The organism is Candidatus Omnitrophota bacterium (assembly GCA_018894435.1).
GTDB lineage: Bacteria > Omnitrophota > Gorgyraeia > JAHIPI01 > JAHIPI01 > JAHIPI01.
On record JAHIPI010000077.1, the window covers coordinates 1 to 14,160 of the forward strand.

The window sequence follows — 14,160 nt, forward strand, 5'->3', positions numbered from 1 at the left end:
CAAAGATAAGGCCCGCGAACAGGCTGAACTTGAACGCGCCAAACAAAAAGAATCTGAGCGCCAGCAAAAGATCGCGGCTGATAAAGCCAAAGAGGCCGCAAAAGAGCAGGCCCGCCTAGAGAAAGAAAAGCAGAAGGCCGCTGAGAAAGCCGCGAAGGAAGCCGAGCTCCAAGCCAAAAAGAAATCCGAATCCGACAAGAAGGCCTCGTTCGAAAAGTCTAAGCAAGATAAAGAAGCCGCTCGCCAGGCAAAACTTGACGCCAAAAAGAAAGAAGCCGAGGCAAAGAGACAAGAGAAGCTTGCCAAAAAGCAAAAGCGGGAAGAAGAAAGAAAGCATAAAAGAGAACTTAAAAAACAGAAAAAGCAGCAGGAACAGACATTGGAAAAGAAGGCCGAAGAACAAGAAGAGCTGGAGAAAACGCGAACAGAGGAAGAGGAAAAACTTAGGAAGGCAAAGGAAAAGGCAAAGAAGGAAGCAGAGAGGCGCGCTGCCCTGGAAAAGTCCAAGGAAGAAGAAGCGCGTGCCAAAGCTCTTGCCGAACAGGTTGGGCTTGAAAAGGAAATAGAAGGAGCCGAAGAGCTTGAGAAAGAGGAAAAGGAAGAGGGCAAGGTATTGACGGCAGAAGAGGCGGAAAAGCGTGCCGCAGAATCTCAAGATATAAATGATTTGAGAAAACAGGCCGGTCAATTATATAGGGAAGCCAGGTACGAAGAAGCAGAGACCCTGTATACCAAGGCAAGGGATATTGCAAAAGCAAAAAGAGAAGAGATGATAAGAAAGAAGAAGGCCGAACGCGCGAAAGAAGAGTTAGAAAAATCCCTCCGGACTCGCTAACATCCCCATTTTTATTGACTTGGCTTGCCAACTTATGATAACATAATGCTCTATGAAGCGTAAGCCATACCGTTTTTTTCTTTATCTTTTACTAGAATGCAGTAATATAATTATACTCTTATTACCATATAGGGTCATCGTTTTTCTAGGAGGGTTTTTCGGTGGGTTGTCGTATTATTTTTTGCCTAAATACCGCAATATAGCGCTGGAAAACCTCCGCCTCGCCTTTAAGGACGAAAAAAGCGAAAAAGAAATCAGAGACATAGTAAAAGGTGTATTCCGCAATCTCGGCATGACCGGAGTTGAATACGCAAGTTTACGCAAGTTTAACAGAAAGAGTGTAAAGCGCATCTTGACGGAAGAAGGCGCCAATACTTTCAAAAAAATACTTTCGGAAGGTAAAGGATTAATCGCCATCAGCAGTCATTTTTGTAATTGGGAGATGGCTGCCGTTTGTACGTCCGCGTTTGATCTGGACGTCAGCGTGATAGCGCGCAGGGTGTATTATCCGCCATATAATAAGTTTCTCGTCTCGCTGCGGGAATCGCAGGGAGTCAAAACGATATATCGGGACGACAAGAATGTATTAAGAAAATCACTCGCGGTGGTTAGATCTAACGAAGTGTTGGCCATAGTACCCGATCAGGACGTAGATAGTGTCGACGGTGTTTTTGTGAATTTCTTCGGACGTCCCGCCTACACGCCGTCAGGGCCCGTCGTAATGGCTATGCTTTCGGGGGCGCCGATTGTGGTATCTGTAATCGTGCGAGACGGCGGTAAATTCAGGCTTGTTACCAGCGATCCTATATATATTCAAAAAAGCGGCGATAGGAAAAAGGATATTATTAAATACACTCAACAGTGGACCGACATTCTTGAAGAATATATCCGCAGATATCCGTATTACTGGGTATGGATCCACAAAAGGTGGAAGACGCAGCCAAAGGTGAACAGTGTATAAAAAATTGCTTATTTTATCGGCTACTATTGTTTTGGCGCTGGCAGTAAGCGCGTGCGCAAAGAAACCGGAAGCGCCAAAAGTCGAAAAGCCGGCCGTAGTAACGCCGAAAAAAACAGCCGATAAAAAACTCGCGCCCGCAAAAGACCTCCCGGCGATTCCGGAAGATGCCAAAGCAGACATTAATATAACCGGACTGGATAACGAGCAGAAGATCTTATCATTCGATATGACCGGCTACACAAAAGACGGCCAGAGAAAGTGGGCCATTAAGGGCGAATCCGCCGATATAATGTCAGAGACGGTCGAGCTCAACAATATAGAGGCGGATACTTACGATGAGGACAGGACCGTAAAGCTTGAGGCCGATAGCGGTACTTATGATAAGCATAGCGGCGGAGTCAAGCTGGAAGAGAACGTGGTAGTCACTACTTCAGACGGTATAAAACTTACCGCGGATTGGTTTGAGTGGGATTCAAAGACAAACATCGTGACAAGCGACTCTAAAGTAGAAGTAAGAAAAGACGATTTATATGCCTGTGGCATGGGCGCATCTGCCAGCGCAAAGAGCAAAGAGGTCCGATTAAATCGGGATGTGCTGGTAAAGCAGGGAGATATAACGGCCACTTCAAAAGGGCCGCTCCACATAGATTACAGTAACAAAAAAGCGTCGTTCACCGACAAAGTGAAAGTGGTGGACCCGAGGGGCGAGCTTACGGCAGACCGCCTTGATATATTTTTCAATACAGAAACCAAAGAGATAGAGAGAATAGTCGCAGAAGGTTCCGTTGAGCTCAAACGCGGCTCCAACATTGCCAAGGGCCAGAAGATAACCTATACGCCCGAAGACGGAAAAGCGATTCTTACGGGAAATCCGGAGATCTATATCTATTCCGAAAAGGATATGCAAGATGCATTTATTGGAAATTAGGCAGCTTTCAAAATCGTACGGCGGCAGAAAAGTCGTGAATGGCGTGGAAGTCAATATAAAACACGGCGAGATCGTTGGGCTCCTGGGCCCCAACGGCGCGGGCAAGACCACGACATTCCATATGATAACCGGATTGGTAAAACCGGATGCCGGCGAGATATTTTTTGACGAAGAGAATATAACGCATCTTTCAATGCACGATCGTTGCGCGAAAGGTATAGGCTATCTTTCCCAGGAGCCGTCGGTCTTCAGGAAATTATCCGTCGAAAATAATATAATGGCGATACTCGAGACGCTTCCTATTCCGATGAAAGAGCGGAAAAGGCGCCTTGAAATCCTTTTGGGAGAATTGAATATAACGTATCTAAGGAAAAATAAGGCCTATACGCTTTCCGGCGGCGAACGCAGGCGCCTTGAGATAACGCGCGCGCTTGTGACGAGCCCTCTATTTGTCCTTCTTGACGAGCCGTTCAGCGGGATAGACCCTATAGCAGTTTTTGAATGCCAGCAGATAATATCGGAACTTAAAGAGCGGGGCATAGGAGTTTTGCTTACCGACCACAATGTCAGAGAAACGCTGGCGATAACGGACCGCTCATACATTATGGCGGAGGGCAGGGTCCTTATATCCGGAACCGCCGAAGAACTTATAAGTTCGCCCACGGCAAGGGAGATATATCTGGGCGAGCGTTTTAGGATGTGAATGAGCACATAACTTACGGAGCTCTCATTTATGTCGCGGCGACATAAGTTATAAGTGCGAATTCATCCGCCGAAGCTGAACGCGGAAGCAATTCAGCGAAGGCGGATAAAGGAGCGCGATGAAATATAAGATCACAAAAAATGAAAAAACAGAAAAGGTAATAGAGGTACATATACCAAAAGAGATGGTCGGGGAGGCGCTTCGGAAGATTTATTCAGATATATCAAAAACCGCCTCTATCCCCGGTTTCAGGGCCGGTAAAGCGCCGCCCGAAATTATCAAACAGAAATTCAAGAAAGAGGCGCATGAGGAGGTAATGAGGAACCTTGTGGCAGATTCTTTTACAAAAGCGGTGAAGGAATCAGATATAAAAGCCCTCGGCTCGCCCGAGATATCCGACCTGGAATTTGAGGAAGATAAGGGACTGTCCTATAAGGCCAAAATTACCGTTAGGCCGGAAGTAAATATAAAGCTCTACAAAGGCCTGGAATTAAAGAAAACCGATACTGAGGTCAAAGAGTCCGACGTAGATGCCTATGTTGCCAATATCCGCGAAATGGGCGCTAAATTCGAGACTAAAGAAGGAAAAGCCGTGAAGGGTGATTATCTCATATGCGACATGGATTGTTATGTGGAGGAAAAATTCGTAGAAAAGAAAGAGAATGCCTGGCTTTACGCGAGCGACGATTCATATATTCCCGGTAAAGAACTGGAAGGGCTTGGAGTAAACGATGAGAAGGGCATAGAGAAGGACCTTCCGAAGGAATATTCCAAGTCGGCGCTTGCGGGAAAGAGGGCAAAGTTTCATATAAAGGTCAAGGAGCTAAAGACGAAAACACTGCCCGAGGTGAACGACGAATTCGCAAAATCGATGGGCAAGTTTCAGAATATGGCAGAGATGAAAGAGGCGGTAAGAGAGAATTTAAGGCAGCATAAAAAAGTGGAAGAGAGGCGCAGCCTTGAGCATCAGGCGCTGGCCATATTGGACAAATCGGCGGCCTTTGATGTGTCGCAATCCATAGTGGAGAGGCACCTTGACCGGCTGACGGAAGAGCGAAAGGCGCGTCTTAAGAGGGAAAAACATACTGACGATGATATAAAGTCAAAAGAGCCCGAGATAAGAAAGAGGCTGAAGGACGAGGCGGCCAAGCAGGTGCGCTACTATTTTATATTGGACGAGATAGCAAAGAGGGAAAATGTAAGAGTGAGCGAGGACGAACTTGAAGCCGCATTTGGCGAGATAGCGCAATCATCCAACCATTCCGCGGAAGAAGTAAAGAAATATTACAACGAGAATGATCTGGTGGACGATCTCGCCGTTGAAATAAGGCAAAAGAAGGTATTTGATTTTATTATAGCGAATGCTGTTATTAGCTAAAAAAAGGGGACAGGCTACTTTTTCGGAATAGCCTTTCTCTTCGAAAAAGTAGCCTGTCCCCTTTTTATACGAAACGGAGGTCTATATGAGCATATTAATACCAATGGTTGTGGAGCAGACGGGAAGAGTCGAGCGGGCATACGATATATATTCGCGCCTGCTTAAGGACAGGATAGTATTTATCGGTACGGTCATAGATGACAATGTCTCTAATATAGTGATCGCGCAGCTTTTATTCCTGCAGATGGAGGACCCCGATAAAGACATAAGCATCTACATCAACACTCCCGGCGGGGCTGTCACAAGCGGCCTGGCTATTTATGATACGATGCAGTTTATGAAACCCAATGTCTCGACATACTGTGTCGGGCAGGCGAGCAGCATGGGGGCGCTTTTATTGACAGCCGGCACAAAGGGCAAAAGATATGTCCTGCCGCACGCGCGCATTATGATACACCAGCCATGGGGCGGAGTGGAAGGCGTCGCCGCTGATATAAGCATACACGCGAAGGAGATACTGAGGCTTCGCGAGAGGATAAACGAGTTACTGGCTCAGCACACCGGCCAGAGCGTCGAGAGAATAGCAAAAGACACCGACAGAGATTATTTCATGACAGCCGAAGAAGCCAAGACATACGGCCTGGTCGACGAGGTTATTAGGAAAAAATAAAACAAATGCTGAAAACCGCCGCAATAAAGGATATAAAGACTGACACGGTGCCGCTTTTACCCCTGCGGGACATCGTTGTCTTTCCCAATATGGTGGTCCCCCTTCTAGTAGGCAGGGCGCGTTCCATAAAAGCGCTTGATGAGACTATGTCGACGAACAAGCTCGTCTTTCTTGCCACGCAGAAAGACCTTCACATAGACGAGCCCGAAGAAGAAGAGATATACAAGATCGGCACGGTGGCCGAGGTGCTTCAGCACCTTAAGCTGCCGGACGGATCGGTAAAATTACTTGTCGAGGGAAAATTCAGGGCGCGGATAAAGAAGTTTATTTTCACCAAAGAGTTCTATAAAGCGCAGGTTGAAAGCATAGAGGCGGAGTGCAGGAAAACAATAGAAATAGAAGCGCTCATGCGCTCGCTTAAGAGCCAATTCGAAGAATATGTAAAGCTCAATTCAAAATTATCAGGAGAGATCCTATCGGGCATATTGATGGTTGAGGACCCGGTAAAATTGGCCGATATGATATCTTCCAATCTCACGCTGAAGATCCAGGATAAGCAGAACCTCCTCGAGATAACAAACCCCAAAGAGAGAATGGAGCAGGTAGCGCGGATTATCAATGCCGAGATCGAGATATTAAAGGTCGAAAAGAAGATAATGTCCAATATAAAAAGGCAGATAGAGAAATCCCAGCGCGAATATTTTCTGAACGAACAACTGAAGGCCATAGAAAAGGAATTGGGCGGCAGGGACGGCCTCCGTTCTGAAATAGGAGATTTAAAAGAAAAGATTGCCAAGGCGCTCATGCCCAAAGAAGCCGAAGAGATTACCGAAAGAGAGCTTGACAAGCTCTCAAAGATGCCCTCGCTTTCGCCGGAAGCGACTGTAGCCAGGAATTATGTTGACTGGCTTGTCAGTTTGCCGTGGTCGGCCAAGACAAAGGATAATCTCGACATAAAGAATGCCGAAAATATCTTAAACGAAGACCATCACGGGCTTTTAAAGCCGAAAGAGCGGATTCTTGAATATCTTGCGGTGAGGAAATTGTTAAGTTCGCCCAAAGGACAGATATTATGTTTTGCGGGTCCGCCCGGAGTCGGAAAGACGTCTTTGGCAAGGTCCATTGCCCGCGCATTGGACAGAAAGTTTGTAAGGATTTCACTGGGCGGCATCAGGGATGAGGCAGAGATAAGGGGGCACAGGCGCACTTATATAGGCGCGCTCCCCGGCAGGATAATACAATCGATGCGAAAGGCAGGGGCAAAGAACCCCGTATTTTTGCTGGATGAAATAGACAAGATGTCCATGGATTTCCGGGGCGATCCGACAAGCGCCCTTTTAGAAGTGCTGGATCCCGAAGAAAATAAGACCTTCAGCGACCATTATCTTGAGGTCAATTTTGACCTCTCCGAAGTAATGTTCATAACCACATGCAACATACAATATAATATTCCGCTTCCGCTTCAGGATAGGATGGAGATAATAAAGATAGCCGGCTATACTGAATATGAAAAATTTAATATAGCTAAAATCCATCTGATGGCGAAACAGATAAAAGCGCACGGACTCGGAGATTCGAATCTCAAGATCAACGATAAGGCGTTATTGGATATAATAAATCGATACACTAAAGAAGCCGGCGTAAGGGAGCTTGAAAGGCGCATCGCCGAAATATGCAGGAAAGTAGCGAAAGAAGTCGTTGAAAGCGAAAAGAGCGTAGCGATAAAGATCACGCGCAAGAACATACACAGGTATCTTGGCCCGCCAAAATACCTGGACAGCGAGGCGGCAAAACACGACGAAGTAGGTGTTGCCACCGGCCTTGCGTGGACAGAGCTTGGCGGAGATATAATGAATATAGAGACATCTCTCATGAAAGGGAAAGGCAATCTTATATTGACGGGTTCACTCGGCGAGGTCATGCAAGAATCGGCGAAGGCATCGCTTACGTACATAAGGTCGAATGCGAGAATGCTGGGGATAAAAAACGGCGGTAGCCTTAGTAAAGTGGATATACACATACATGTTCCCGAGGGCGCTATCCCGAAAGACGGGCCTTCGGCAGGCATAACGATGGCGACCGCTCTTATATCGAGCTTTACCAAGCGGCCCGTAAAGCGCGGTATTGCAATGACGGGCGAGATAACGCTGCGCGGGAAAGTCCTTCCCGTAGGCGGGATCAAGGCAAAGTTTTTGGCCGCCCATCGTGCCGGCATAAACAGTATTATATTTCCAAAGGAGAATAAAAAGGATATAATAGATATTCCTAAGAATATATTAAGAAAACTGAAGCTTATCCCGGTTGAGAATATGGATGAGGTGCTTAAGGTGGCATTGAAAAACTAAAGATTGGGGTCAGACCCTGATTATGTAAACTACGTAGTTAACATAACGAGGGTCTGACCCCAAGAAGCGGAGGAATAGATGAAAAAGACGTATGTGATGGCGCCGGGGCCGACTATGGTGCCCGAAGAGGTTTTGCTGGAAATGGCGAAACCTATGATCCACCACAGGACTTCGCAGTACAAGGATATTTTCAAAAAAGCGAACGATGGCCTTAAGTATGTGCTTAAGACCACAAACGATGTCTTCACCCTTACCTCAAGCGGCACAGGCGCGATGGAGACAGCTGTTGTAAACCTTCTTTCGAAAGATGATACCGTCATAGTAGTAAGAGGCGGTAAATTCGGCGAGAGATTCGGGGAGATATGCCAGGCATACGGCGTTAAAGTTATCCCAATAGATGTTGATTGGAGCCGGGCCGTTGACCCTGAGTTGGTAAAGAAGGCACTGGCCGAAAATAAAAATGCCAAAGCGGTGTTTGCGACATTGTGCGAGACATCGGCGGGCACAAGGCCCGATATAGAAGCGCTCGGCAAGATCGTTGCGGCCACAGACGCTGTTTTGGTGATAGACGCTATAAGCGGACTTGGCGCCGACAATCTCGAGACGGATAAATGGAACGTGGATGTTGTATGTTCGGGTTCGCAAAAAGGCCTGATGTTGCCGCCCGGCCTGGCATTTATAAGTATGAGCAAAAAGGCGATGGCAATGGTTGCGAAATCCAATCTGCCTAAGTTCTATTTTAGTATAAAAGAATATAAGAAGGCGCTCGATAAAGACGATGTGCCGTGGACTCCTGCCATAAGCCTGGTGAGAGGGCTTTGCAAGGTCATCGATATTATGAAAGAAGAAGGCATTGATAATATCATAGCGCGCCATGCCAGATTAGCGAATGCCACAAGAGAGGCTGTAAAAGCCATGGGCCTCAAACTTTATTCAACAAGCCCATCAAATGCCGTTACGCCGGTAATTGTGCCGGAAGGCATTGACGGCGAGGCTCTAGTCAAAACGATGCGCACGAAATACGGCGTTACTATTGCGGGCGGACAGGCCGAGCTTAAGGGAAAAGCATTCAGGATAGCGCATCTCGGTTACATGGTGGAATTTGATACTCTGACCGCGATAGCGGCGTTGGAAATAGTACTTAAAGAGATGGGATATAAATTTACAGTCGGCAGCGGAGTGGCCGCGGCCGTAAAAGCGTTGGCATAATTAAATAAGGGAGAACGAAAATGCCGGTTATAAAGATATTAATAAGCGATCCGCTTTCCGCGGAAGGTATAAAGATTCTTGAAAAGGAAAAGGATTTCAGGGTAGACGTTAAACAGAAACTGCCGCCAGAAGAGTTAAAAAAGATAATAGGAGAGTATAACGCCCTTATAGTCAGGAGCGAGACTAAGGTTACCGCCGATATAATATCGAGCGCCGATAACCTAAAGATAATAGGAAGGGCCGGCGTCGGTTTGGATAATGTCGATGTTGAGGCAGCGTCAAAAAAAGGCATCATCGTTATGAACGCCCCCGCCGGAAATACGATATCTACGGCCGAACATACCATGAGCCTCATATTAGCCATGTCGCGCAATATAGCGCAGGCCAATATGTCCATGCGCGAAGGTAAGTGGGACAGGAAGAAGTTTATGGGAACCGAGCTTTACAATAAGATCCTCGGCGTGGTGGGGCTTGGGAGAATTGGGACCGAGGTTACGAAACGCGCGCTCAGTTTCAAGATGAAGGTAATGGTATATGATCCTTATCTTTCGGAGGAAAAGGCGAAGAAGCTCGAAGTAGAACTTACTGACCTCGCAACTGTTTTAAAGAACGCGGATTACATAACAGTCCATACGCCGCTTACGAGCGAAACCAAGCACCTAATAAGCGAAAAGGAATTCGGCATGATGAAGAAGGGCGTAAGGGTGGTGAACTGCGCCCGCGGAGGGATTATCGACGAAAAAGCGCTTGAGGCGGCACTTGCCTCGGGGCATGTCGCGGCTGCAGCGCTCGATGTCTACGAAAAAGAACCGCCGCCGCCGGATAGTACGCTTATGAAGATGGCAAATGTCGTGGCGACGCCGCATTTGGGCGCTTCCACCGAAGAGGCGCAGGTGGCCGTTTCTATAGATATCGCGGAATCCATCAAGGACGCATTACTGAATAAAGGCATACGCAACGCCGTCAACGTGCCGTCAATAGATTCCGAGATGATGAGAAATCTGCAGCCGTACCTTAACCTTGCGGAGAAGATAGGGCTTCTGCAAAGCCAGTTAGGGGAAGGCCATGTCCGTAAGATCAAAGTAAAATATATAGGGGATGTCACCGGCTACGATATCACTCCCATTACCATGGCGCTTGTAAAGGGCATTCTTTCGCCCATACTGCAGGAGACCATAAATTATATGAACGCGCTTCTTATCGCAAAGAACCGCGGCATTGAAGTGGCGGAATCAAAAACTACGGAGATAATAGACTTTGCCAATGCCATAGCGGTTACGGTAGAAACACAAAAAGGCACAAATCTGATAATGGGTTCGCTCTTTACAAAGACAGACCCGAGAATAATAAGAATAAATAATTTCTATGTGGACCTTGTGCCCAGAGGCCATTTGGTTTACATATCCAATAAAGATCTTCCCGGGGTAGTAGGCGAGATAGGGACTATTTTGGGCAAAAACAATATAAACATAGCCGGTATGACGTTCGGCCGCATAAATCCGGCCGGGGATGCCATAACAGTGCTCAATATAGACAGCGCGCCGAGTGAAGACGTTATGAATAAACTGCGCAAGGCCAAAAACATAAACGAAGTGAAAGCGATCGAGCTTTAAAAATTAAGGGGACAGGCTACTTTTTCAAAAGCCTGTCGGCAGAAAAAGTAGCCTGTCCCCTTTTACGCAATGGAGTAAGACATATGAAGAAAACGAAGACTAAAACCAAAAGCAGTACTCAAAAAATAATACGCCTTATCGATGTTACAAATAGAGACGGAGTCCAGACATCGAGGCTCGGGCTGGCAAAACTCGAGAAGACGATGCTCAATCTCTACCTCAATGAGATGGGCGTGCACCAGAGCGAATTCGGCTTCCCTGTGACACGGCACGAGACGAATTATCTCAATGCGAACCTTGAGCTTGTGAAGATGGGCGTCTTGAAGCCCATGATACTGAGCGGATGGGTGAGAGCGATAGTTGGGGATGTTGAAAAGGCGACTACGATGACTAAGGTTGAGCATCTTAACCTTTCCATTTCTACATCAGACCAGATGCTTTATCACAAATTTAAGGGCAAATTATCAAAAGATGACATAGTAAAGGAAATGACAGATGCTGTTGACCTCGCAAGGGCCAAGGGCATTAAGACCATAGGGGTAAATGCGGAGGACGCATCCAGGTCTGACATGGATTTCCTGATAAAATTTGCCCAAGGGGCCAAAGAGCATGGCGCAGACAGGATACGCTACTGCGATACTCTCGGCTATGACGATCCGTTTACTATTTATAAGAGGATAAGGTTATTGGCGGCAGAAGTCGGTATCCCGATAGAGCTGCACTGCCATAACGATCTTGGCATGGTAGTGGCGACAAGCGTTGCCGGCGCAAAGGCAGCCATAGACGGCGGCGTCGACGCTTATATAAATACGACGGTAAACGGCATGGGCGAGCGGGCCGGAAACGCGGATCTCGTCAGTGTGATTTTAGCGATCAAATATTCAAGCGGATTCATGGACAAGTATGTCCTTGACCCGAGGATAAAGCTGAACTGCGCCTGGAGGATAGCAAAATTTGCTTCATACGCCTTCGGGATACCCATACCCGTAAATCAGGTGGCGGTAGGCTCAAACGCATTCGCGCACGAGTCCGGCATACATGCCGACGGCGCCCTTAAAGACAGACGTAATTACGAACTTTACGATTTTGAGGAACTGGGAAGAGGCGAGGCGGAGATCATAGATACCGGCAGGATGATCACGGCCGGAGAATATAGCGGCATAAAAGGATTCCGAAATGTCTATGATAAACTCGAAGTGAAGTTTAAGGACGAGAAAGAAGCCACAAAGATCCTTGAACTTGTAAGGTATGCCAACGTTCATACCCAGAAGCCTCTTACCAATGATGAACTGAGATTTGTGGCAAAGTATCCCGATATCGCCAAAAAGATATTCACAATGACACCGTAGGAAATATGCGTAAGATATTTATTTTCTGGATAATATTTCTGGTTATACTGGCTATAGGTATTTCTCTGGCATTATGCAGCAAGATTGCCTTGAGGAGAGAAGAGCGAAAAGCCGAGAAATTGAAAAAATCTATTATTTCGCGGCCTTCTCGTGTACCGGATATGCCTACAGCGGGAGATAAGACCGAAGTCGAAATCGTACCGCTGGTATCACCTTCTTTAGATGATATGCCGTCCTCAGAAGACATACCGGTGCAGATCAACACTAATTCTCTGGAGATTGATATACCAGCGGGGCAACCGTTGATTCCGACCGAGAGCGAAGAACCCGAGGAAGAAGAACACGAGGAAAAGGAATAGTATGCCAAACACAGTACTTATAGGAGCGCAGTGGGGAGATGAAGGGAAGGGTAAGATAATAGACATCCTTTCCGAAAAATCGGACGTTATAATACGGTTTCAGGGCGGTAATAACGCCGGACATACTGTTGTTATAGACGAGGAAGAATTTATCCTTCATCTTATCCCGTCAGGCATATTGCACAAGGGGAGAGTATGCGTTATAGGTAACGGCGTTGTGGTAGACCCCGAAGCGCTTCTAGAAGAGATAGAAATGCTCAAAAAGCGGGATATAGACGTTGACAGGTCTCTCATAATAAGTGATCAGGTGCACGTCATATTTCCCTATCATAAGCTGCTTGACGAATTGCGCGAGCAGAAGAAAAAAGCGGATAAAATAGGCACTACGAAAAGAGGCATAGGCCCATGCTATGCCGACAAAGCCTCACGGTGCGGCATAAGAATGACGGATCTTCTTAATCCGGAGAAATTTAAAGAGAAATTGAAATTCAACATAGACGAAAAAAATGCGATACTGCGTACGCTCTACAGCCACAGCGGTTTTTCATTGGATGATATGTATCACAAGTATACGGACTATGGCAAAAAGGTATCCAAATATCTGCAGAATGTACCGCTTTATCTTAATACCGCTATAGAAAAGGGCAAATCTCTTCTTTTTGAAGGCGCTCAGGGCACGCTTCTTGATATAGACCACGGGACTTATCCTTATGTTACTTCCTCGAGCGCCACTGCCGGCGGCGCATGCACCGGCACGGGTGTAAGCCCGATAAATATAGATAAAGTCGTAGGCGTGGCAAAGGCGTATACCACGAGGGTTGGAGAAGGGCCTTTCCCGACGGAATTCGGGCCGGAACTTATGAATAAAATACGCAAAAAAGGAAAGGAATTCGGCGCTACCACCGGCAGGCCCAGAAGATGCGGCTGGCTTGATGCTGTAATATTGAAACACGCGGTCATGATAAACGGGATTACGGAGCTGGCCTTGACCAAGCTGGACGTCCTTGACGATACAGATACCATCAAAGTCTGCGTGGCGTATAAATGCGGCGGTAAGACCCTGAAAAATTTTCCCGGCAACATGGAGACGCTTTCGGCCTGCGAGCCGGTTTATGAAGAACTGCCGGGATGGAATGCCGATATAAGCGCGATTACAAAATATAGGCAGTTACCCGGCAAAGCGCGAAAGTATATCGCTTATATCTCTAAGCTTGTAAATAGAAAGATAAGCATGGTTTCCGTCGGTTCAGAGCGAAAACAGACATTGATACGGGTTTAGGAAAAAGGGGACAGGCTACTTTTTTCTGAGTGGCTCGTCTTAACATAAAAAAGTAGCCTGTCCCCTTTTTTAAAAAATATGCAAGATATCCCCGCACACGTAGCCATAATAATGGACGGAAACAGGCGGTGGGCACGTTTGCACAAATTGCCCCTAACGGCAGGTCACGTCGAAGGCGTAAAAGCGGTCCGTAGAGTCCTGAATGCCGCTCCGGATGTGGGAATAAAAATACTTACCCTGTATGCCTTTAGCACGGAGAATTGGAAGCGGCCAAAAGAAGAAATCAGCGCCCTTTTGGGGTTTTTGGAACATTATCTGGATACCGAATATAAAAACCTGATGGATAAGGGCGTAAGGTTTGACACGATCGGCAAAATAGATAAATTTCCGGCTGCTCTCCGCCGGAAGATAAATAAAGTCAGAGAGCTGACCAAGCATAATTCACGCCTCGTTTTGAATCTAGCCCTTAACTATGGCGGCAGAGATGAAATATTGGAAGCAACCCGCCGCATAGCCGCCGATGTCAAAAAG

General features: G+C 46.8%; 13 protein-coding genes. All 13 read left to right on the top strand.

The annotated features are described in order from the left end of the window. Window positions 1–835, top strand: an 835-nt coding sequence (locus tag KKI13_06195; GenBank protein MBU4488635.1) for a hypothetical protein, incomplete at its 5' end; no start/stop codon positions are given. Window positions 836–887: 52 nt separating this feature from the next. Further along, window positions 888–1,796, top strand: a complete 909-nt coding sequence (locus tag KKI13_06200) for a lysophospholipid acyltransferase family protein (GenBank protein ID MBU4488636.1) — start codon at window positions 888–890, stop codon at window positions 1,794–1,796. Further along, a complete protein-coding gene (lptC, locus tag KKI13_06205; protein ID MBU4488637.1) occupies window positions 1,789–2,724 on the top strand; it encodes an LPS export ABC transporter periplasmic protein LptC in 936 nt (311 codons plus the stop codon). Before KKI13_06200 ends, lptC begins: the two co-directional genes overlap by 8 nt. Next, the gene (gene lptB / locus KKI13_06210; GenBank protein ID MBU4488638.1) at window positions 2,705–3,427 is read left to right on the top strand and encodes an LPS export ABC transporter ATP-binding protein; all 723 of its coding nucleotides are present in this window, start codon (window positions 2,705–2,707) and stop codon (window positions 3,425–3,427) included. Before lptC ends, lptB begins: the two co-directional genes overlap by 20 nt. Window positions 3,428–3,545: 118 nt before the next feature. Then, complete coding sequence (gene tig, locus KKI13_06215) at window positions 3,546–4,805, top strand: trigger factor (GenBank protein MBU4488639.1); 1,260 nt, start codon at window positions 3,546–3,548, stop codon at window positions 4,803–4,805. 85 nt (window positions 4,806–4,890) lie between these two features. After that, window positions 4,891–5,475: an ATP-dependent Clp endopeptidase proteolytic subunit ClpP gene (gene clpP, locus KKI13_06220; protein MBU4488640.1), complete on the top strand. Its 585-nt coding sequence runs from the start codon at window positions 4,891–4,893 to the stop codon at window positions 5,473–5,475. Between the two features lie 5 nt (window positions 5,476–5,480). After that, window positions 5,481–7,820, top strand: coding sequence for an endopeptidase La (gene lon / locus KKI13_06225; protein MBU4488641.1), 2,340 nt, complete (start codon window positions 5,481–5,483; stop codon window positions 7,818–7,820). Between the two features lie 78 nt (window positions 7,821–7,898). Next, window positions 7,899–9,029 carry an alanine--glyoxylate aminotransferase family protein gene (locus tag KKI13_06230; protein MBU4488642.1) on the top strand — a complete coding sequence of 377 codons (1,131 nt, stop codon included), beginning with the start codon at window positions 7,899–7,901 and terminating at the stop codon, window positions 9,027–9,029. Window positions 9,030–9,058: 29 nt separating this feature from the next. Further along, on the top strand, window positions 9,059–10,642 hold the full coding sequence (gene serA / locus KKI13_06235) for a phosphoglycerate dehydrogenase (protein MBU4488643.1): 1,584 nt from the start codon (window positions 9,059–9,061) through the stop codon (window positions 10,640–10,642). A gap of 83 nt (window positions 10,643–10,725) precedes the next feature. Next, the gene (locus tag KKI13_06240; protein MBU4488644.1) at window positions 10,726–11,991 is read left to right on the top strand and encodes a homocitrate synthase; all 1,266 of its coding nucleotides are present in this window, start codon (window positions 10,726–10,728) and stop codon (window positions 11,989–11,991) included. A 5-nt stretch (window positions 11,992–11,996) separates the two neighbouring features. Then, a complete protein-coding gene (locus KKI13_06245) occupies window positions 11,997–12,350 on the top strand; it encodes a hypothetical protein (protein MBU4488645.1) in 354 nt (117 codons plus the stop codon). A 1-nt stretch (window position 12,351) separates the two neighbouring features. After that, on the top strand, window positions 12,352–13,629 hold the full coding sequence (locus KKI13_06250; protein MBU4488646.1) for an adenylosuccinate synthase: 1,278 nt from the start codon (window positions 12,352–12,354) through the stop codon (window positions 13,627–13,629). A gap of 78 nt (window positions 13,630–13,707) precedes the next feature. Beyond that, a partial coding sequence (uppS, locus tag KKI13_06255; GenBank protein MBU4488647.1) for a di-trans,poly-cis-decaprenylcistransferase occupies window positions 13,708–14,160 on the top strand: 453 nt, incomplete at its 3' end.

Coding starts and splice junctions, on each gene's coding strand:
- KKI13_06200 (MBU4488636.1), top strand. CDS start 888: ATGAAGCGTAAGCCATACCGTTTTTTTCTTTATCTTTTACTAGAATGC.
- lptB (MBU4488638.1), top strand. CDS start 2,705: ATGCATTTATTGGAAATTAGGCAGCTTTCAAAATCGTACGGCGGCAGA.
- tig (MBU4488639.1), top strand. CDS start 3,546: ATGAAATATAAGATCACAAAAAATGAAAAAACAGAAAAGGTAATAGAG.
- clpP (MBU4488640.1), top strand. CDS start 4,891: ATGAGCATATTAATACCAATGGTTGTGGAGCAGACGGGAAGAGTCGAG.
- lon (MBU4488641.1), top strand. CDS start 5,481: ATGCTGAAAACCGCCGCAATAAAGGATATAAAGACTGACACGGTGCCG.
- KKI13_06230 (MBU4488642.1), top strand. CDS start 7,899: ATGAAAAAGACGTATGTGATGGCGCCGGGGCCGACTATGGTGCCCGAA.
- KKI13_06240 (MBU4488644.1), top strand. CDS start 10,726: ATGAAGAAAACGAAGACTAAAACCAAAAGCAGTACTCAAAAAATAATA.
- KKI13_06245 (MBU4488645.1), top strand. CDS start 11,997: ATGCGTAAGATATTTATTTTCTGGATAATATTTCTGGTTATACTGGCT.
- KKI13_06250 (MBU4488646.1), top strand. CDS start 12,352: ATGCCAAACACAGTACTTATAGGAGCGCAGTGGGGAGATGAAGGGAAG.